The 19,238-nt window shown below is 61.2% G+C and carries 16 protein-coding genes and 1 tRNA gene; 6 read left to right on the forward strand and 11 right to left on the reverse strand.

Going from position 1 to position 19,238, the window contains the following annotated elements:
* Window positions 1–21: 21 nt before the first annotated feature.
* Together ACS3WB_RS10110 and ACS3WB_RS10115 are read right to left on the reverse strand one after the other, a co-directional pair.
* On the reverse strand, window positions 22–633 hold the full coding sequence (locus ACS3WB_RS10110) for a pyridoxamine 5'-phosphate oxidase family protein (protein ID WP_438275434.1): 612 nt from the start codon (window positions 631–633) through the stop codon (window positions 22–24).
* A gap of 99 nt (window positions 634–732) precedes the next feature.
* The gene (locus ACS3WB_RS10115) at window positions 733–2,469 is read right to left on the reverse strand and encodes a hypothetical protein (protein ID WP_438275435.1); all 1,737 of its coding nucleotides are present in this window, start codon (window positions 2,467–2,469) and stop codon (window positions 733–735) included.
* Between the two features lie 401 nt (window positions 2,470–2,870).
* Between ACS3WB_RS10115 and ACS3WB_RS10120 the strand changes: the two genes are divergently transcribed.
* Window positions 2,871–3,749: a caspase family protein gene (locus ACS3WB_RS10120; protein ID WP_438275436.1), complete on the forward strand. Its 879-nt coding sequence runs from the start codon at window positions 2,871–2,873 to the stop codon at window positions 3,747–3,749.
* 6 nt (window positions 3,750–3,755) lie between these two features.
* Here ACS3WB_RS10120 and ACS3WB_RS10125 read toward each other — a convergent pair whose 3' ends face one another.
* The 3 genes from ACS3WB_RS10125 to ACS3WB_RS10135 all read right to left on the reverse strand — a co-directional run bounded on the left by ACS3WB_RS10125 (window position 3,756) and on the right by ACS3WB_RS10135 (window position 7,778).
* Complete coding sequence (locus tag ACS3WB_RS10125) at window positions 3,756–4,655, reverse strand: efflux RND transporter periplasmic adaptor subunit (RefSeq protein WP_438275437.1); 900 nt, start codon at window positions 4,653–4,655, stop codon at window positions 3,756–3,758.
* 138 nt (window positions 4,656–4,793) lie between these two features.
* Window positions 4,794–7,241: an adenylate/guanylate cyclase domain-containing protein gene (locus tag ACS3WB_RS10130; RefSeq protein WP_438275438.1), complete on the reverse strand. Its 2,448-nt coding sequence runs from the start codon at window positions 7,239–7,241 to the stop codon at window positions 4,794–4,796.
* Window positions 7,242–7,427: 186 nt separating this feature from the next.
* Window positions 7,428–7,778 carry a hypothetical protein gene (locus ACS3WB_RS10135; RefSeq protein WP_438275439.1) on the reverse strand — a complete coding sequence of 117 codons (351 nt, stop codon included), beginning with the start codon at window positions 7,776–7,778 and terminating at the stop codon, window positions 7,428–7,430.
* Window positions 7,779–8,081: 303 nt separating this feature from the next.
* On the opposite strand from ACS3WB_RS10135, the gene ACS3WB_RS10140 reads away from it, so the two are divergent.
* Together ACS3WB_RS10140 and ACS3WB_RS10145 are read left to right on the forward strand one after the other, a co-directional pair.
* Window positions 8,082–9,170 (forward strand): HD-GYP domain-containing protein, encoded by a 1,089-nt coding sequence (locus ACS3WB_RS10140; RefSeq protein ID WP_438275440.1) that lies wholly within the window; start codon window positions 8,082–8,084, stop codon window positions 9,168–9,170.
* Between the two features lie 368 nt (window positions 9,171–9,538).
* Window positions 9,539–9,615 (forward strand) — tRNA-Arg (locus ACS3WB_RS10145).
* Window positions 9,616–9,903: 288 nt separating this feature from the next.
* On the opposite strand, the gene ACS3WB_RS10150 is transcribed toward ACS3WB_RS10145, so the two are convergent.
* The 5 genes from ACS3WB_RS10150 to ACS3WB_RS10170 all read right to left on the reverse strand — a co-directional run bounded on the left by ACS3WB_RS10150 (window position 9,904) and on the right by ACS3WB_RS10170 (window position 15,870).
* Window positions 9,904–11,310, reverse strand: a complete 1,407-nt coding sequence (locus ACS3WB_RS10150) for a hypothetical protein (RefSeq protein ID WP_438275441.1) — start codon at window positions 11,308–11,310, stop codon at window positions 9,904–9,906.
* Between the two features lie 69 nt (window positions 11,311–11,379).
* A complete protein-coding gene (locus ACS3WB_RS10155) occupies window positions 11,380–12,531 on the reverse strand; it encodes a tetratricopeptide repeat protein (RefSeq protein ID WP_438275442.1) in 1,152 nt (383 codons plus the stop codon).
* A 391-nt stretch (window positions 12,532–12,922) separates the two neighbouring features.
* Complete coding sequence (locus ACS3WB_RS10160) at window positions 12,923–14,587, reverse strand: hypothetical protein (protein ID WP_438275443.1); 1,665 nt, start codon at window positions 14,585–14,587, stop codon at window positions 12,923–12,925.
* Window positions 14,584–15,369: a MotA/TolQ/ExbB proton channel family protein gene (locus ACS3WB_RS10165; protein ID WP_438275444.1), complete on the reverse strand. Its 786-nt coding sequence runs from the start codon at window positions 15,367–15,369 to the stop codon at window positions 14,584–14,586. The genes ACS3WB_RS10160 and ACS3WB_RS10165 overlap by 4 nt, the downstream gene beginning before the upstream one ends.
* Window positions 15,370–15,534: 165 nt before the next feature.
* Complete coding sequence (locus tag ACS3WB_RS10170) at window positions 15,535–15,870, reverse strand: hypothetical protein (protein WP_438275445.1); 336 nt, start codon at window positions 15,868–15,870, stop codon at window positions 15,535–15,537.
* Window positions 15,871–15,894: 24 nt separating this feature from the next.
* Here ACS3WB_RS10170 and ACS3WB_RS10175 point away from each other — a divergent pair, with 24 nt between their 5' ends.
* The 3 genes from ACS3WB_RS10175 (at window position 15,895) to ACS3WB_RS10185 (ending at window position 17,690) form a co-directional block, all read left to right on the forward strand.
* On the forward strand, window positions 15,895–16,590 hold the full coding sequence (locus tag ACS3WB_RS10175; protein WP_438275446.1) for a DUF4189 domain-containing protein: 696 nt from the start codon (window positions 15,895–15,897) through the stop codon (window positions 16,588–16,590).
* 196 nt (window positions 16,591–16,786) lie between these two features.
* Window positions 16,787–17,140 (forward strand): hypothetical protein, encoded by a 354-nt coding sequence (locus ACS3WB_RS10180; RefSeq protein WP_438275447.1) that lies wholly within the window; start codon window positions 16,787–16,789, stop codon window positions 17,138–17,140.
* 22 nt (window positions 17,141–17,162) lie between these two features.
* A complete protein-coding gene (locus ACS3WB_RS10185; RefSeq protein WP_438275448.1) occupies window positions 17,163–17,690 on the forward strand; it encodes a M23 family metallopeptidase in 528 nt (175 codons plus the stop codon).
* A gap of 426 nt (window positions 17,691–18,116) precedes the next feature.
* Here ACS3WB_RS10185 and ACS3WB_RS10190 read toward each other — a convergent pair whose 3' ends face one another.
* A complete protein-coding gene (locus ACS3WB_RS10190; protein ID WP_438275449.1) occupies window positions 18,117–19,031 on the reverse strand; it encodes a hypothetical protein in 915 nt (304 codons plus the stop codon).
* Window positions 19,032–19,238 lie beyond the last annotated feature (207 nt).

Below are 19,238 nucleotides of genomic sequence, written 5' to 3' on the forward strand. Positions count from 1 at the left end.
GGAACGGCTTCAAGCACGCGCCTACCACATGGTCTGCCGCGCGCGCTCGAGCCATGCCTTGTCGTATTCCTCGCCGCCGACGCGGCTCTTGCTCATCTCCGCGAGGATTTCACCGGGCGTCGGCAAGGTCTTGAGGTCGACGTGGCGGGCGGGATCCCAGAGGTGCGAACGGATGATGGCGCGCGCGCACTGAAAGTAGATCTCTTCGACGGTCATGACGATGACCGAGCGCGGCGTCTTGCCTTCGACCCCGAACGACGCCAGCAGTCCGGGATCGGCCGACACCAGCGCACGGCCGTTGACCCGCAAGGTTGTGCCCGATCCCGGGATCAGGAACAGCAACGCCGCCCTGGGATCGCGTATGAGATTGCGCAGCGAATCGATACGGTTGTTGCCGCGCCGGTCAGGGATGATCAAGGTGAGGTCGTCCTGCACGCGAACGAAGCCCGGCAGGTCGCCGCGCGGCGAGCAGTCAAGCCCCTCCTTGCCGCAGGTCGCCAATATAGCAAAGGGCGAACTTTCGATCAGCGCGCGATAGGACGGCGTGATTCTGTAGGCCACCTTGATGGTTGCCGCCTCGCCGGGCTGGCCGTAGATGGCCTCGAGTTGCTCGATCGTCTCGATGGCGGTCACCACAATGCTGCTCTCCTTGCGTTGAAACGGACGATCCCGCCGCTGACGACCCAACCGCACCGGTCATCCTATACATGCGCATCCATGGAACTGCGAGACCTACCGTTTTGCCGGCGGTCGCAGCGCCTTGCGGGCCAGCGCGAGCCCCATCAGCACGAAGGCCGACGTCACTTCGGGCCCCCCCACCACAATGCGCGTCGGCGTTTTCATCTTGTTCCACTCGTAGGCCTTGAAAGGTCCGCGTCGCCCGCCCTCGCCGGCATTGGCGACGATGCAGTTGAGCGCAGGCGTGAAGGCGGCCGCGTCGGCGCCGAGATGGCCCAGCGCGATCAGCGCCAGCGCGGCGTCGAAGGCGTTCATCTCGGCCGGCATCAACGTGTCCTGCACATACGCCAGAACCCGGCCTCGGATATATCCGAAGCTCTCATCGGGATCGATCGCCCGGCGGGCGGCGGGGGGCAGCGCCGCGAATGCCGCGTGGCAGCGCCCGAAGTAGGCGCAGTAGAGTTCGGGCAGATAGTAGATATGGGACCTGGGATCGCTGAACGCGCCGCTTTCCACCAGCCGTCTCTGGAAGCCGATGATCCGCTGCACCGTCTGCAGGCGGCGCGGCGTTTCGAGAACGCGCCACCGCGAACAATTGCGGAAGCTGACTTCGAGAACATCGAGATTGAGGGTGGGATCGAGATCGTTGCCGTAAGGGCGGTCGCCCGCGAGGTTGTCGATCCAGGTCACGATGCCGCCGTCGTAATCGACGTTGTCGTTCAGCGGCACGGTCACAAGCTGCTCGTTGGCGCCACCGCCTGCCTGATAGCCGGCGTAGAAATCGAGCAGCGGCTGATCGAGGATCGGATCGGTCGAGCCGGCTTGCGTCGCGGCCGAGAACGCGCAGGCCGTGGTGTCGCAGTCGGGAACGTAGATGCCGAAGCCGAGATCCTGCTTGATCTGCGCGAAGAAGCGGCTGAAGCGCGGATGGGGATTTGGCGCCAGCGCGGTGATCACGCTGACGCGCTCGCCATCGCGCGACAGCACGTCCTCGCGGCTGGTCTTGAGGCAGAAATCGACCATCTCCGTGCTCGCGCGGCGGATCGCCTCGGTTTCCGCGGGCGCGGCGAGACCGGTTTCGGCGAAACTCGACAGCGCCTCGATGAAGAACGCGTCGTAATAGGCCGAGCGATGCCGGATCTGCACCGGCTCCCACATCGGTTCGGCGATGCCTTGCCATGGCGGATTGATCACCTCGCGCGCCGGCGACCGCGCGATGAAGACCCGCGCCAGATTGAACAGCAGCGTCGAGTTCTTGTAGCCGCGCGCATCGAGGCCGGTCAGGGCCGCGAGAAAATCCCGGCCGCGCAGATCGGGATCGCCGATCAGGTTGAACGCGGCATAGGTCGGGATGAAGCCGTTCTTCTCAAACGACCGTAGCAGGTGCGCGCCGCAGGTCCGGATGATGCGTTCGATCTCGGCGAGGTCCGGTGGCGATCCTGCCGCGGCCGTTCGTTTGGGCCGGGGGTGGTGCAGAGTGACCGTGTCCAGCAACGCGGCCACCGGCCGGCCGATCGCCGCCCAGTCCGGGCATTCATCGTCCCGCGCGTGCCGAAGCGCGTCCTGAAGCTCCCCAAACCGGCCCTCGTCCCGCAGTTCCGGCAGGCCCGCCCGTCGCAACAGCGGACGCAGGGCGGGATTGGCCAGCGCGGTTCTGTAGAATTTGGCCAGGTGGGCGTCGCCGCCATTGTGGCGCAACAGAAGTGGATCGCAGAGGTCGTATAGTGACGGGCCGTCCTTGCGGTTCGTCAGCGCGCGGTAGACGGCGCCGGCGACATGGCGAGCAGTCATGATTCTCCTCTACGCTCCCAAGCGTCGGCGGCAGCGACGGCCTGATTCAGCCAAGCCTTTGAAAAGTTATACGAATAGGCAAAAAATACAAACGTGACCCTTCTCACGGCGTCGTAGAGCCATGCGGCAGTAAGCTGATCGCCTCGAAGTTCCGCCTTGCTCCGGCACTCGTGATGAGCCCATTTTCGGAGTTGGGAGGCCTGCGCGAGGTGCTTAACCAATTGTGTTTCCAATAAATAAAGGTTTCGTGTTGCTCATGAGGGAGGTGCAGGGTATGACCTTCATGTTGCAGTGCCGAAGAACGAACGTATTTCTTCGCTACAGTTAGGCATCCCCCTCAAACCGATCCGGCGTTGGGCGCGACTTTGAGAGCGCCTTCGCATGACCAGGAATTGATCGTTATGACATTCGGGCAGCTTCGCCTCTCCTACCGGTCGGTCACCCTGGCCGCCGTCCTGGTCGGGATGGTGTCGCTGGCGATCGGAGCCCATGCCGCGCTCAACAAGCGCAGCCTGGAGGTCGCGAAGGCTCTCACTGTCGCCGACACGACCGGCAGTATTGCGGTCAAGCCGTCGCGGGTCGCGCTGGTTATCGGCAACGGACACTATCCGGACGCGAACGAGCCGCTGAAGCAGTCCATCAACGATGCCCGGGCGCTGACGACGATCCTGCGCAGAGACGGCTTCGACGTCATCATGGTCGAGGACGCCAACGCCGACGACATGCGCAGCGCGGTTCGCCGCCTGGAAGCAAAGATCGGTCCCGATACGACGGCCCTCCTGTTCTTCAGCGGCTTCGGCATCCAGTCCGGCCGCGAGAGCTATATGATCCCGGTCGATGCGCGGATCTGGAAGGAGGCCGACGTTCGGCGTGAAGGGTTGTCCGTCGAAGCAGTTCTCGGCGCGATGAAGGCACGCTCCGCCAAGGTCAAACTTGCAGTGATCGACGCGTCGCGGCGCAACCCCTATGAGCGGCGCTTCCGCTCCTACTCCCACGGCCTTGCGCCCATCAACGTGCCGGATAATGCGCTGATCCTGTCGTCGGCGACGCCGGGACAGGTGGTCGACGAATCGGGCGGACAATACAGCCTGCTGATGGCGGAGTTGCTCAAGAGCCTCGATACGCCGAATCCCGATGCCGAAGCCGTGTTCAGCAAGACGCGGATCGCGGTTTCACGCGCAAGCGACGGGGCGCAGGTTCCGACGGTATCGTCCTCGCTCGCTCAAGACGTGCCGTTCGGCTCCGCAGCAACAATGGCCGCACGCAAGGCCGGCGGCTAAAGCGGCTTACTTCGTGCTCGCGTCGGCCGTGACCGGCCTGACCGGATCGCCTTCGCGCAGCAGGGCGCCGGCGCGCGCCACCACCACGTCGCCATCCGACAATCCCTCGCGAACCTCGACCTGTCCTCCCGCCAACAACCCTACCTCGACGCGCCGCGTTTCGACCCGCTGGCGCCGCACCACCTGAACAACCGTGCCCGCGCTTCCATACAGGATCGCCGTCAGCGGCACCGCGATGCCGCAACTCTCGCCGGTCTTGACGATCGCGCGGCCAGACGCATTGACCAGCATGTGCCTGTTCGGATCGACGGATATGAAGACCTGCCCGAGCTGGCTGTTCGGTTCGACAGTCGGCGCGACGAGCCGGACCTTGCCATCCATGTCGCCGGCGCCGACCACCACGACCTTGGCCGCCTGACCGACCGCCAGCTTCGCCAGATCGGCAGTCGGCACCTGGCCGACCAGATCGAACTCGTTGCCGGTGACGATATTGAACAATGCCTCGCCCTTGCCCGAAGCAATCGCGCCGATCTCGGCGGTGGAACCGCTGACAAGTCCCGCGACCGGCGCCTGAACCTGCGTCGATCCTCCCTCGGGACGGTTGAGGCGGGCAAGCACCTGCCCCGCGGTAACGCTCTGTCCCGGCTCGGCCAATATCTCGGCAACCTTCAACCCCGGCCGCTCCGGACGCACGGCCGCCTCGTTCTTCGGAATCAGGATTCCGGCGACCTCGACCGTATCGGAGAAGCAGGACCTCGTGGCTTTCAGGACGGTGACGGCTGCGCCGTTCGAAGTCTCGTCGCCAGCCGCGAACCCCTGAGACGCGACGACCGCCGTCCCGAGCACGGCGACGAGAGCGATCACCCGCGTCGCGACGTGATGCGGGGTAAAGGATTTCATCGCCATCGAAAGATACTTCCCGAAAAATGCAGCGCTATCGCAGCGACGGTTTTGCGATCGCGCGGATCAATGGATTGTGAGCCTATTCAAGGCGTGATGACAGTTCAACAACCGGCGCATTCGGACGCCTCGCAATCGAAAAATTCATGCAGGGCCGCCTGCCGCCGAGCGCAGTGCGGAGACACCGCCCGCGCGGTCCTGCCAGCGGTGAATCTCGACGGCCGCGATCGGATGGTGAAAGCCTTTCAGGATCAGCGGTGCCAACGCCGTCGCCTCCACGAGATGCTCCACCATGCTGTAGGCACGCTGATTGACCACGATCTGGCCTGCCTTGGCTTCGTCGCATAGTCTTGAGGCGAGATTGGTCACACTACCGATTGCCGCATATTCCAGCCGGCGCTCGAAGCCGACCTGGCCCAGCGTCGCGTAGCCGACGGCGATCCCGACGCTGAAGCCGAGGCTGTGACCGCGGTTACGCCACTTCTGCGACAGAACTCCAATACTGTCCCGCATTTCCACCGCCATTCTTACTGCGCGCGGGGTATGATCCGGGACCGGAATCGGCGCGTTGAACAGAATCATCACGCCGTCGCCGGCGTAACGGTCCAGCGTGCCTTCGTACTTGAAGATCAGTTCGCCCAGCGCCGCATGATATTCCCGCAGCACGTTCATCGCCTCTTCCGGCTCCGAGCTTTCAGTGAAGGCCGTGAAGCCGCGCAGATCGCAGAACACGACCGTGACTTCGCCGCGATGACTGTCGAGCAGCGAGTTCTGCCCATCGGACGAAGCAACGAGTTGCGCGACTTGCGGTGCGAGAAAACGTTCGAGCCGCCGGATGCGCTCGATCTCCCCGAGTTGCTTGCCGACCTGCTCCTCGAGCGACTTGTTCCAGTTGAGCAGTTGGTAGGTCTGCTGCTGAAGTTTATCGGCCTGCTGCTGCACGATGCCGTGCGCGGTCGCGAGTTCCTTGCCTTTCTGATCGACTTCGTGGAAAAGCCGCGCGTTGCGCATCGCCAGCACTGACTGATGAGCAAATGTCTGCATCAACCCCAGCAGGTTCGGTGAAAACGCGCCTGTGCTCCGGCGCAGCACGATCAGCGCGCCGAGAACGCCTTGTTGGTCGACCAGCGGCACCGCCAGCGCGGAACGGAAACCGGCCGCGGCGGCATCTTTAAGCGGATTTGCGTCCGACGCTGCAAAGTCTTCGATTGCGATCGGCTGGCCGGTCGCGGCGGCCTGACCCAGCAGGCCATCGTCGGCGCTGATGATGCCGTGATCGCCGTCTGCCGGCTTCTCCATGCCGCTGGCCTCGATGAGATCAAAGCGGCGAGCTTCCGCATCGAAGCCGTAGATCAGTACGGCATCTGCTTTGGTGATCGCGAGCGCGCGTCCGGCGACCGTGCGGAGAACGGCGTCGACATCGAGCGAGGAGGCGACGGCGCGGCCAAACTCTTCGAGCGCCTTGAGTTCGCTCACCGACTGCGCGAGTTCGCGCGTGCGGTCCTTGACCTTGAGTTCGAGGTCGGAATAGGTCTCGCGAAGCTGGCCAGCCATGCTGTTGAACTGCCCGGCGAGTTGCTCCAGTTCGTCGCCGGTCCTGACGTCGATACGGTGTTCGAAGTCTCCGCCGCCGAGCCGCTGCGCACCGGTGTTGAGCGCCTGGATCGGGACCAGCATGCGTCGCGCCAGCAGCATTCCAGCGAGGATCGCGAGCGCAAGACCGAAGGCGACCAGCACGCCGATGCGAATCAAGAGATCATGGATCGGCGCAAGCGCCTGACTTGCGGGTTGTTCGAACAGCACGAACCAGCGGAGCTTTGGGACCGGGCTCGACGCGGTCAGCACGGCATTGCCTTCACCGCTGGTGCCCGACACGGACGGCGCAGCGCCGGATTTCAGCAACGCCGCGAGTTGCGGCAGCGCGGACAGATCCTTCCCGGATTGCATGTCCTTGTCGGAGCCGGCGAGCAGAACGCCGTTCGAGTCCACGACATAGGCCGAACCGATTTTTCCGGTCTGCGCATCATCGATATATCCGGATAGAAAGTGAAGATCGATTTCCGCGACCGACGCGCCGGCGTCACGGCCGGCGTGAGCGACGGCGATCGACATGAAGGGCCGTTGCTCGCGGAAGAAAACCGGCCCGTATGAGATACCCTTGGCGACGGCCTGCGTGAATCTCACGTCGCGGGAAAAATCAGCGCCGCTGCCGAACGAGACCGAGTGACGCGACAGGCGAAGCTGCTCATGCCCCTGCCCGTCAAGCTGGAAGATCCGGCTGACAGCCGGCACCTGATTGAGCAATTCCGCGTAGTCCGCGCGCCGCTGTTCGACCGTGACGACACTGGCGCGTGTAACCCAGCTCACCTGGCGTTCCAGATCCACGATCGACTGTCCGATGCGATGCGCCGTCGCATCCGCCTTCTCCGCCATCTCGCGAACAAGCGCGGTCCTGGTCTGATCGTAGGTAATCCAGACCTCCAGCGCGCCGTTGACCGCGAGAACGAACACGACCAGTCCGACGAGCGACACGACGTATTTGGCGAACAGGCCCCTGCGGCGGTATCGAGTGTTATCCCCGTCCTCGCTCATCACTGTCCCCGCACGGCTTTCGCGGTCCATCGGCTCGTCATTGCATTCGCCAGGGGCCAGCTTGGGCTACGACACATTCGTTGATTTTAGATGGTCTGCACGGGAATGGAAATATTCCGGGAGAGAGGCGGCCGTTCAAACCGGAAAGATGAATGGCGCATTTTTCCCCGCCCGCGGCGCTCGTTGTTATCGCCACATCCAATTGTGGCCCCAATCGCCCTTCCAACCCGTGAGACGCCCCCTGCGGAATTGCAGATAAAGCCGGTCCCTGCGATCGAAGAAGCCGCTGCCGCCGTAACGCCGCAACGCCAGAAAAACCTCGTTGCCCGGACGTCCGCTGATGTAGTTCAGGGGCACGCCGAGCGCATTCGCCGCGCTCGGCGCGTCCATGCCGAAAGCCAGCGGCCTGTTATTGGACAGCGTCGCCGTAAAGGATGGCGTATGAGCGAACATTGCCGATTGCTGCGCATGTCCCGGCGAGATCCACGCCGTCAGAAACGCAACGCCGCATGCCAAGGTCAATGTCCGTTGTTTCATGATGCCGCCTTGTGCTTGCTGACACGTAAACCGCGATCCGGAATTCTGCCAGCTTCCATGAGCGATCCCTAACACATTCGCACTCGGGATTCCGCTCAAGCTTGCGGCGTTTCGCAAATCACCGTCGCAACTTGTCCTGCGGGCTCCGTCGAATGTCTGACCTTCTGGAAGTTAACGAGGGGAATGTTTTCCGTTGAATTATCGGCGGACCGCTATAGCGGCGTTAATAATACCACTTAATCTTCGCGAATCTACTTATCGGCTAAAGTTCGTGCAGCGGCGAACTGCAGCCGATGAGGATCAATGACGACGCTCACAACCGGATCACGCGCAAGGCGCCGCCTGCTCCTGGCATCCGACCGGAGCGATCGAAGCGGCGACCTCGGAGCGATCCTGCAGCGCGTCGGCGAGGTCGATACCAGTCCTACCTCCGGGATTCCGGACACTCCGGCCGGCCGGTTTGCCGGCATCGTCGTCGACATCAATCTGCGCTCCGCCGAAAGCGTGCTGCGGGTGCGCGACAAATTGTGCATCGAGGCCTATCGATCGGTGCCGCGGCTGTTCGTTCTCGCGGATGCGCTTCACCACGGCTCGATGCAGGCATGGGCGCTCGGCGCCACAGACACGATTTCGCGGCCATTCGACGCGCAAGTCATTCTGCAACGCATTCGTCTCGCGTTTCCGGACGACAATGATGCGACGGCGAACGGCACGGCGCTGAATAAGGGCATCGCCGCGGCTCATGCCCTGCTGGTGAAGATCTTCACGCAGCTCCCGGCCGGAGTTCCGCTTGCATTCAGCGACGTGCTGGAGGCTGAGGATCAGATTCTCAAAGCCATCAAGACCACGTCGCTGCGTCAATGGCTGGCCACCGTCGGCCGTCATCACACCCACACTTATCGTCATTGTCTGTTCGTTACGGGATTCGCCGTGGCCTTCGCGCTCCACCTCGGGCTTCGCGAGGACGATCAGCGCCGGCTGGCGCGCGCCGCATTGTTGCACGACGTGGGCAAGGCGTTCATTCCCGTCGCGATCCTCGACAAGCCCGGCAAACTCACCAACGAGGAGAAGACCGAAATCCGCCGCCATGTGCACCTGGGCTACGAAGCCTTGCTGAATCAGGGAGGCTTCCCGCCGGAGGTGCTTGACGTCGTTCTGCACCATCATGAATTTCTCGACGGCTCGGGATATCCCGATGGACTGCGCGGTGATCAGATCAGCGACATCGTGCGCCTCACCACGATTGTCGACATCCATGCGGCGCTGGTCGAACAACGGGCCTATCGCCTCCCGTTTACGCACGCAAAGTCCTTCGCAGTGATGGAAGAAATGGGCGACAAGCTCGACCAGCACCTGCTGCAGGCGTTCCGGCCGGTGGCGCTCGGCTATTGACCGGCGACGGCAATTTTCCGGACGGGCGGGCAGCAAAACATTGCCGACGCCCGGTCGATCGGTTAAACGGAATGCTCCGGCACCCGTAGCTCAGCTGGATAGAGCGTTGCCCTCCGAAGGCAAAGGCAAGCTCTTTTTGCTGAATGTGGGTGTCGAGAAAAGTGAGTGAAACCAAGCGATTGGCGAAACTCGAAGGAAGCAGAAAAACCGCTTTCGAGGTCACGGAAGCACCGCGGAAGCAAACTGGAAGGAGGTTGTAGAGAACGAACGGCGACAAGCGGCAAGGCTTTGGCCTGCTCTGAGTCAGCCGCTTCGATTGCATTTCGGGATTGACCCTGCTCGATCTCGCACATTATCTGAATATCGATGCACCCGTAGCTCAGCTGGATAGAGCACCACCCTCCGAAGGTGGGGGTCACACGTTCGAATCGTGTCGGGTGCGCCATTTCACTACAGAACTATGAACTTGAAAGCGCCGCCGATTCCCGCTCGAAGCGGCCATGAGCGTCCGCACCATACTTTCAAGCTAGATAAAGCTGACGACCCATCAGCCTTCACTTCAGCCGCAGATCTGCGTTCCGAAGATGGAGGGGCGATGTGGGGAGCCAAGCTGGGCCGCGGCGGGATATAGATGTTTAGTCCCACGATTTGCTGGAGCGGATTAGCCTGAAGCGTTCGGGTTGAGGCGCACAGTTGCCCGTGCCCCTTTCCCCAGATTGCTCCGTGTATTTAACTATTGCATCGCGGGGTGTAACACTTGCTTCTCTAGTGCCTTGTCCCTGATAGATTCGATGCGGTCAATTTGATCTTTGCTCAGCATTTTCTTGAGAGCCGCCAGCTCAGCGGTTTCCGTGGCGCAAACGTCCTTGTTCGGGCATTGCTTCACTGAAATATTTCGCCACAGAATGGCTTCGGGTATATTGCGCTTCACCAACTTTCCCTCGGCATGAATATAGGCGAGCGTCTGAAAGCCTGCGGTCAGCCCCGCCTTCGCTGCCTTTTCCGCGAAGGACGGAACTTTGTTTTTCAGTTCTGGATCGGTCGCGTACTTGGCTCCATACCATGCCAGTGCCGCATAGCCAGACATCAATCCATCGGCGATGAATTTCTCGGCGGCTGGCTGCACGCCTGCATCGCCCCGTGCGGCCATCGCGAGCAAATCGGGACCAGACGGGCCTAACTGTCGCGGATCAATTTTCGCGTTGCGCAGCACGGTCAGTGCATCGGGGACAGCCTCGCGTCCCGCGGCGGCCAGCAAGGACTCCGCTTCCGCGCCATTGGCTGGCAGAAGTTTTCCTTCGTTATAGATACGGGCGAGGACCATGCGCGCATTCGGATTGCCCTGGTCCACGGCCCTGCGCAGATAGTCGAGGCCCATGCCATGATCGGCGGCAACGCGGCCACGGCCGTTGAGATACAGGTTTGCCAGTTCCGCCGACGCCAGAGCTAATCCGCGCTTCGATAGGCCGTCGAGCAGCGCCACAATATCCCCGTCAGGATTTTCACGAACGCGTTCGCGCAAGAAGCCAAAGACTGTCGAATCGAGCGCCGCTTCGCTGACATTCAGCGCGCTCCTGAGTTCGGCGAAAGGATCCTTGGGCTGCGGTAGCGGCCTCGCATCGGAAGCGCCTGATTTGGAGATCGCGTCTTGAGGATTCAGGCGTGCGATTTCGGTCTCTTTCACAATTGGCCGGGGTTGACGCGGTGATATCTCCTGCTTTGCTGGCTCCTCAACGCGTTGACTGGCACTCGTGCCTCTCTGGTCGGCTTGACGCTGCGGATCGCTCTGTCCAGTCGCATTGACTTCCACGTTCTTCTGCGAGGCATTGATCTGGGTAGGCTGGTCGGCACTTCCGCTTATGGTTTGATTCTTCGGATCTACGGGATCCGTTTTTATCTCTGAGCCGCGCGGCCAGAATGCGATGCTTCCCGCCAGCACGACGCCGAAGCACAGCGCGCCAATGAGGGGCAGCGTGACGTTTCTCCTCGGCGCGGGCTCCACGTTGGATTGCAATCCAGTGTCGGCCTGACTCGCCGTGCTCGCCGCTTTGGCAATAGGCTCGCCGCAGATCGGGCACGCCGACAGACCATCGGCGTCGAAGATGTGACCCTGCCTGCATCGGGCCATTTGAACGGTCATATCCGATCCCCACTTCCGGCTCTGACGTCGCCCGGCGATGGACCGGCTGACACCCTGACGTTTCCAATACTACCGGGTCTGTGCCCTTTTTGGGAGAGTTCGAATACCCTTCAGGAGGAAGCCAAGGTCCTGATATTGTTCCGGCGAGAGAACTCCAACGATTGAAGCGACGATCTTGTCGATCCTCTGCACCTCATCCGCGAAGATGGCGTTCTCGCGGGCGAGATAGATGAGAGCCGCCGCCTCCACGGGATTCTTCGATGTCCTGACCCCGTCCGCCGACCAGTTCGCGAGATTGACCAGGGCCGGCGGCGAATAAAGGCGCCCCGCGACGATCATCAATTCGCGACCGCGCGCAAGATCAGCTGGGACGCCGCTCCCGAACGATGTGAAATTCCCGACCCACAGGAAACCGGCGGTGGTCTTCTGCTCCAGCAATTTCACCGCGACCTGGTAAGCATCGCCATAGGAGCGCCCGAGCGCGCGGTCGAGATCTATCACCGTGGGCGCGTAGTCCGAATGCGGAATACCAAGCTCCGCCAGGAGCTTCAGCGCCTCGCCACGCTCCTCCTTGCCGGCGCGCATGAGCCAGGCCTTACCCTTTTCGGGGTCCGCCGACACGCCTGGATAGTCGCCTTTGAGATAGATGTTCGCGAGACGCAACTGGGCAGTATAGAGGCCCGCCTCGGCCGCCACGGTCATCCGGCGAAGCCCCTCCGCAGCATCCTGTTGAACACCATCGCCCTGTTGGAGCATGACGCCATACCAATAGTTCGCCGCCGGATTACTTTTTGCGATCTCGGATGTGAACCACGCCTTGGCCAGCCAGAATTCCTTACGGTCATAGGCGTAATAACCGCGTGACGTTGCCAGCAATTCCCGCGCAAGCGGGGACAGGGCGTATTTCTCCTCGAAGGCCAGCGCGATCGGGTCCCGAAAATCGATGGCGGATCCGGGCTGCTGACCGGATGACGGGCGTCCCGGAGCTTGCTCCAGAGCGGCTTGCTGCTGGCCCGGCTGATTTGTATTTCCGCTGGCATCCGCGACGGGCTTCCTAGCGACCGGAGGAACAACCGTTTGCGCCGGGGCGCCTTGCTTCGGTTGCGCGACATTTTCCGAGGTTAAGTTGTCAGGGACGACGGCCTTCTTGTCAGATTGCCCCGCGATGCGATCCCTACCGGCATCGGGCTTAGCTTCATCCCGCTTGATCGCCTCCTGCATTTGCCGTTCGTTCGCACATCCCGGCCGGCCGCAATCACCGACGTTTGACGGTGACATCCGAAACAGGATCGCGCCGGCTGCCAGCACTAACAGCGCCGCAGCCGTCATGGTGATGGCCTTTATGTTAAGTTGGGACGGCGCGCGCTTCTGCGTCCCCGGCCCGAGCGACGGCGATGCTGAATCTCCATCGCCCGGCGACGGCGTTTCCGCCTGAGCAGCAGGAACCTCGCCACAAATCGGGCAGGCCGCGCTCGAAGCGTCAAAGAAGTGGCCTTGGCTGCAACGAAGAAGCCGTCCTGACGCCCCGTTCGACATAGACGTCACTTCCTATGCTCGCAGCGAAGCCGGCCGGGTCGATCGGGAACACGAACGCCAAGGGCACACGACACGATTACTTGCCATAGCGAGCCTCGTAACGGACAAAGGCGGAATTTAGGGATCCCAAGGCGTAGACACGCTGACGGATCATTTTCCTGATGACGCTCACCAGCTCGGGCGGCGTTCGTAGTTCCGATCTTGTGCGAGTTCGTAGGAACTGCTTCGGCGCATCGGTGGCAGATGTCTGGATTTGCTGGTCGATCGCGGTATCGTCGGGAATGGCATCGCCGCTTGCGGTCAACCCGGCGCGGATATAGGCGACATCGGGCGCGTTGAGCGACGATTTCCAGATGCCCGCTTCATCGGATGACAGCGCGCCCTGTTTGACGGCAGCATCAACGACATCGCGGAATTCCTGGAAAAGATCTTTTGCGGCCTGCGGCAGATCGTCGGCTGGCGTGGGGCGATCTTTTAAATCCCGCCAGCGTTCCTCGAACGCCTGAAACGTCAGGCGACGTTGCGCGACCAGTCGGAATATCTCACTCCGAACCGCGTAGGGCGGCCCCTTCCGCTGCACGATTTCGTAGATCGGAGGGATGGAACTCAACGAACCATCAGGGGATTGCGGCGGGTCCTTTGCGGGAAACACCGAGAGCCAGCGGAACGCATCACTCACGGTTGCCGTGCCGTTCGCCATCTCGTCGAACACCGCCGCCGGCGCCTCGCCAGCGTCGATAGTGGTATTGATGCTGGCGATAAACGCCTCCTTCATGCCATCGCGCGGCGCGTCGAAACCATCACCGCGGCCCGCAGTGTAACAAAGCAATGTCTCGCAGGGAGATGCCATGAAGTCAGACATGATTTTATCCCAAGGCACCTTCGTGGGATCGAGATCACCGAACTTCCCATCCGCACGCTTTGGCCGGTAGATGAGCTTGACAGGGTCGCGATCCGACAAGGCCAAGCTCGTCTGGTAATACTGACCAGATTTCACTGTCAGCGTTGCCACGACATCACACTTGCGCGCTTCAGCCTTCGCAAGGCCGATCGGATTGCGAAGCTTGACCCACAGTTGCAGGTTTTCTGCGGCATTATTGTCGGGCGTCTTCCACCAGAGATGCCCCGACGTTCGTGTTGGGTCGGGAGCCACCGTGCCTCCAAATCGTTCGTCGGTCCAGAATGGTCCTTGGATCTGGCGGGTCGGGGGCGGCTGCTTCCTGCCGGTCGCGGCGTCGACGTAGTCGCTGTAGAGGTAAAGCTCGAAGACCATGCCGGGGCAATTGGCCCATGAAATAGCGGCGACCGTTGCGGGCTGCTCGAAAGTCTTGCGTATTTCGAGCTCCTGCTTGAGCCGTGCGACCTCGGCTTCCAATTCCTCGCGCGTCTTTCGTAACCGTTGCACTTCGGCGAGCGTCTGGTTGAGTTCGTTGCGCAGCAGTGCGATCTGGTCGTTCAACGCGGCGAGTTCGCTTTGCAGCGATTCGACCTTGCGCAACAGGTCGTCGATCTCCTGATCGGTCAACCGGCCCTTCTTCAGCTTCTCGGCGATTTCGTTGACACTCGATGACGCCTGATTGATCGCCGCCTGCGCCTTGTCAGCGCTCTGGCTGTTGTTCACGACCAAGATATAGTGCGGCAGCATGATCACGACGAGCACGAGAAACGCGCCCATCGCCTTGGTGATCACCGCCATCAAGGCGACTTCGCCGCCGCCAACCTCCCGCCGTGGCCGTTTCATTTTGCGCTCGCGGGAATGTAGATGCGGTTGATGAGATTTTTTAGGCAATATTGCCCGGCGGCGTTGAGTGCGCTTTCCTCCTGCTTCTGAACCGCGTGCTGTGCGAAGACGACGATGGCGCTGATAATCAGCGCCACCAGCGTCGTATAGAACGCAACGGCCATCGCGCCCGTGACCAGGCCAATGTCTGGATTCTTGGGATTGATGTATTCCAGCGCGACGGCGATTCCGACCACGGTGCCGATAAATCCGATGGTCGGGATCAACCAGGAGATATAGCGCACATTCTGGTAACGCAGATCGACCCGATGGACCATCAAATCCAGGCTCGAAGTTAGAATGGCGACGGCTTGGTCGACCGATCGGCTCGCCTGCAACTGGGTGATCGAAATGTCGATCAGATACGGCAGGAAACCGTTGTCGGCATCATAAAGCGATACCACCCGGCTGCGGATCGGGCCCAGATCGTTCAATTGAAGAACCGACGAGTCGTCTTCAGGCAAAAGCTGAAGATCGAGAAATTTGGCTTCGTGTTGTGCGACACGCCAGCGCACATAAAGATCGGCGAGGCCTGCCGCGAATATCAGGTAGGTCGCATTCTGGATCGTAAAGGGATAGGGGAAGATGCTGTACTTCTGATGATCCAGCAGCAAAGCTGCCGCTGCCGACCCGTAGGGCAAAGTGAAGCTGAGTATGGTGATAACCACTATCGCAATGACGAGCGCGATGATCATCACTTTGGTATAGTAAGATGGACCTCTCGATTTGGTCGCCCCGCCCATTTCAAATCAACTCCGATCAATTGATCATCGGCCCCACGAATACGCGTAGGGCATCCACTATCGCCTCGGTTGCCCGTTGAAAACAAAGCTCGCTCCGCCAGACGTCGGCCCGCGCCATATGCCTGCCCTTTCCTCGGCGTCATTCTGAACGGATGATAGCCCTATCTAAAGTTCCAATTCTATTCGAACCTGCCCATTTGACGCCTCCACGGCTGAAACGCGCGCCGAAATGGTTCGGAGACCAAACTTGAACATCGCCATGGTATAGGTAGCGATGGCTCGCTCGGCTGCGTGAATGTGATCCGGATTGCTCGTCCAAAACGACATCCGGACGACTTTCATTTCAGGATCAAGCTTCCTCGCTTTCTGAAAGCACTCGAAGCGGGCGACAATACCGCCATACCAGCCACAATCGACCTGCGCGCCCGCCAAGGAAGCCCCCAGCAAGCTGCCAAATCCGGCCGCAAGCAACACCAGACAAATATCGCGTGGCACCCACATGTATGCCTGACCTCCCCGGAGAAGGTGAAGCAGGTACCGTACCATGCCTATTGCCTGCCATTTCCCGGCATTGCTCCGGGAGCCTCGACGGCCACCTACTGCGACAATCTCCATGAGCACTTCCGGCGGGTACTGGGCAACACGCGGCCGACCGGCATGGAAATCGTGGCGTCCGCCACGGCAGGAAATGCCGGGCAATGGGCCTTCCCTGCGGACCGGCCCATGAAAGCCCTCCCACGAATACAGGAGGTCTTCATGCCGCAATATCCATTCAACGCCATTCTCGGCGGAGCTGTTCTGGCCTTCGCCGCGATCTCCGGCCCACCAGCCCAAGCTGCCTGTCCGGCGGCGTGCCTGTCGTTTTTTTCTGAATCCTTCTGCCGGGCCTGCAGTATAGACTCGCAACCGCAATCGCGGAGCAGCTTCGGCGCGATCGCCTTGGACCGAGGCTCGGGATCATACGGTTATTCCTTCGAATGGGATACGTGGGACGGTGCCGAGGCCGCGGCCATGCGGGAATGTCGCAGCCATGTCGACAGCCGGGGCGGCTGTTCGATCGTCCTCTGGTTTTCGGGAGCCTGCGGAGCACTGGCGCAGGCAGGCTCGAACTGGGCAACAGCTTGGGCGGGTTCATCCCGTGATGCCGCTGCCCGTGCTCGCGGTATCTGCGAAAGCAAGGGTACGGCGTGCAAGGTCAGCCGCACAGTCTGTTCCTTCTAGCAAGACCGGAATTGGAACGACGACACTCGCAAAACCGACAAGACTCTTGTCGCTGACGATGCGCATTTGCTGCATCAGGTCACAGCACGAAAATGAACGAGCCGAGATCCCAGGCAATCACAGGCAATCGATATCCGGCTCATTTGCTGTTAGGCGCCATTGGCAAACACGAGGTTTACCACAAGGTATGAGCTCCATGAAAAGTCTATCTATGCGGGGGCGAAGTCAGATCTTTGGCGCAACGCTCGCCATCGTTATCTCGATCCCAGCAATCATTTACTCGGTTGACGAAAGCGCCGCTGAACAAACTCGCATCAGTGGCGCTGGTGGTTACACATGCAGAATCTTTGCCGAGCGCGCCATAACCTCTACACGGCTTGAGGCCATCCAGTGGACCATTGGATATCTTTCCGGCCGCATCACCGCGGATCCTGGCGCGTGGCATCGTGATTTTCACGGCGTGGAGGGCATCACACAAGCCGTCATAGCCTACTGCCGACGCAAACCTCATGCGCCAATTGTCGAAGCTGCGGACTGGTTCTTCGAATAGCCCGCGATCGAAAGGATCAAGCATGAGCATTCGTGCAACAGCGATGTGCCTTGCGCTACTACCGTTTTTCGATGTCTGCCGAGCGGATGACTGCGTGGGACATCCAACACCGGAGCCGCCGCTCCCGTTAGAACAATTCAAGGTCGTGTCTGCATTCGGGGCACGTCGTAACCCATTTTCGGGGCGATTGGCATTTCACACAGGCGTCGACTTGAAAGGACCTCCGTCCGCGGCGGTTTCGAACATGTTCGACGGGCGCGTTGTCGGTCTGGAGGTGGAAAGTGGCGGCACGTTCACGATCACCATCCAGCATTGCGGTGGATGGGTGAGTGAGTACCGACATGTCGTCGATCCGGCTGTCGCGGTTGGCCATACGGTATTGCGCGGCTGGCGGTTGGCGAGCACGCCTCGTCGGAGCGAACCAAACCACGGAGCTCGTGTTCATATTGGCCTCTCGTTGAACGGTAGACCCGTCGATCCTGTTCCCTTGTTTGCCGGCGAAGCGAATAGCACTGCCGTTCCTCTTCATCGCGGGGCCATGCCGCAGTAAGGTAACGACATGCAGGCACCGCCACCCCGTTGGAAAGTCATAGCCTGGCTAATGCTTGGCATTGTACTGGCTGTACTTCCCTTCGTCGGCGGAGCCAGTCCAATCCCGCGCCTCGGCGGCCTCATCGGCGTTGGGGCTTGGCTCCTGGTTTCAATGATGTTTCTGCGTCGCCGAGAGCAAGGTGGAATGCCCTCGCCAGTTAAGTGCACAGGAGGGCTCCCGCCCCCAGAGGATTCCCATGAGTATCCACCTGCGCCGGCACCCACACCAAATCAAACGACGGAAGCAGCTCCTTATATGGTCCGTTGCCGGCAAGGTCACGTTGTTGACGCCAGTCGTCTTTCAGCGTGCCCCGTTTGCGGCGATCCTATTGCCGACGCTGGCACGGATTGATGCCACGCCATGTCGTAGCCGCAGAGAGGGAGTCTACTGCGCGCTTGTTTCAACGATATAGCTTGCGGTCAGGATGCTCACCGCGCCATCCCAGCGACGGCGGCGGTCGTCCGCCATCCGGCGCAGACGGGTCAGGAACAGTGCCGTCTCGCGCTCATCCAGCGAACCCGCAGGAGTACCGGCGGGACGCGGCTCAAGCGCCTTGAGCGCTTCGTCTTTCCAGACAAGCGCCGTTGTGACATGGAACTGTCCGGGAGTCGGCATCACGGCTTCAGCGCGTGGCATCAGAAGCAGCCTGCCTTGCTGAAGCGATGGCTGCGACGGCGAGGGAAGCCAGAGAACGGTTTCGCCCCAGGCCATCTCCCAGAGCCGCTGCCCGGCCGGCGCCGGATCGCGTGTAAAGAGCGTATAGGCCGCGATTGGCTCGCGCGGAACGCCCAGAGCCGCAATCTGTCCCTTGTCGCGCCCCGCGACGAAAACGACCGGCCCCTGCCCGCCAGACGGCAGCAAACCATCGAAAGAGCGTTCGATCACGTAGCGCTCGACGGCAAGCCGATACGGCTGGCCAGCAGGAACGGTCACAGTCAAGTCTCGGACCAACACCTTGTGCGCCCGATCTAGCCGCTCTTCGGGAAGGTTTGGAAGCGCCTCAGCCAGCCGCGCCATAAACGCTAGGGTCGGAAGCTCAAGATCGGCCGGCATCAGCGCGCGGGTTACCGCCGGTCCTCCCATCCGCGATGCGATCGTGGAAATCCATTCGCTCATATAACGCGTCAAGGCATCGGCGATATCGGAGGCGCAACTGAGGTCACCGCGCAACAGCTTTGAGAACGGTTCCGCGCCGTCTTCATGCCGGAAAAGGTGGATGCCAACATCCTTGTCGGTGTCGACACAATTGGTAAGCTCGCGAAAGCCGTGCCATTTTAGGTATAGGTTGGGAAGGCGCATGCGTTTGACTGACTCCGACCGCCCGAAACGGGATTCCTTCGATCCTATCCGTGCCTTTGCCATATCGAAAGCTCTTGCTGCTGCCCAAGACGGATTTCGCGTCCCGATCACCCGTCGCAGACCACAAAGGTGCATCGGCTAACCAACGATCTGAGGCATTGTGGCATCCTGGTCCCGAGGCGGAGATTGCCAGCGATTGCGCGATCT

This window comes from Nitrobacter sp. (assembly GCF_051535215.1).
GTDB lineage: Bacteria > Pseudomonadota > Alphaproteobacteria > Rhizobiales > Xanthobacteraceae > Nitrobacter.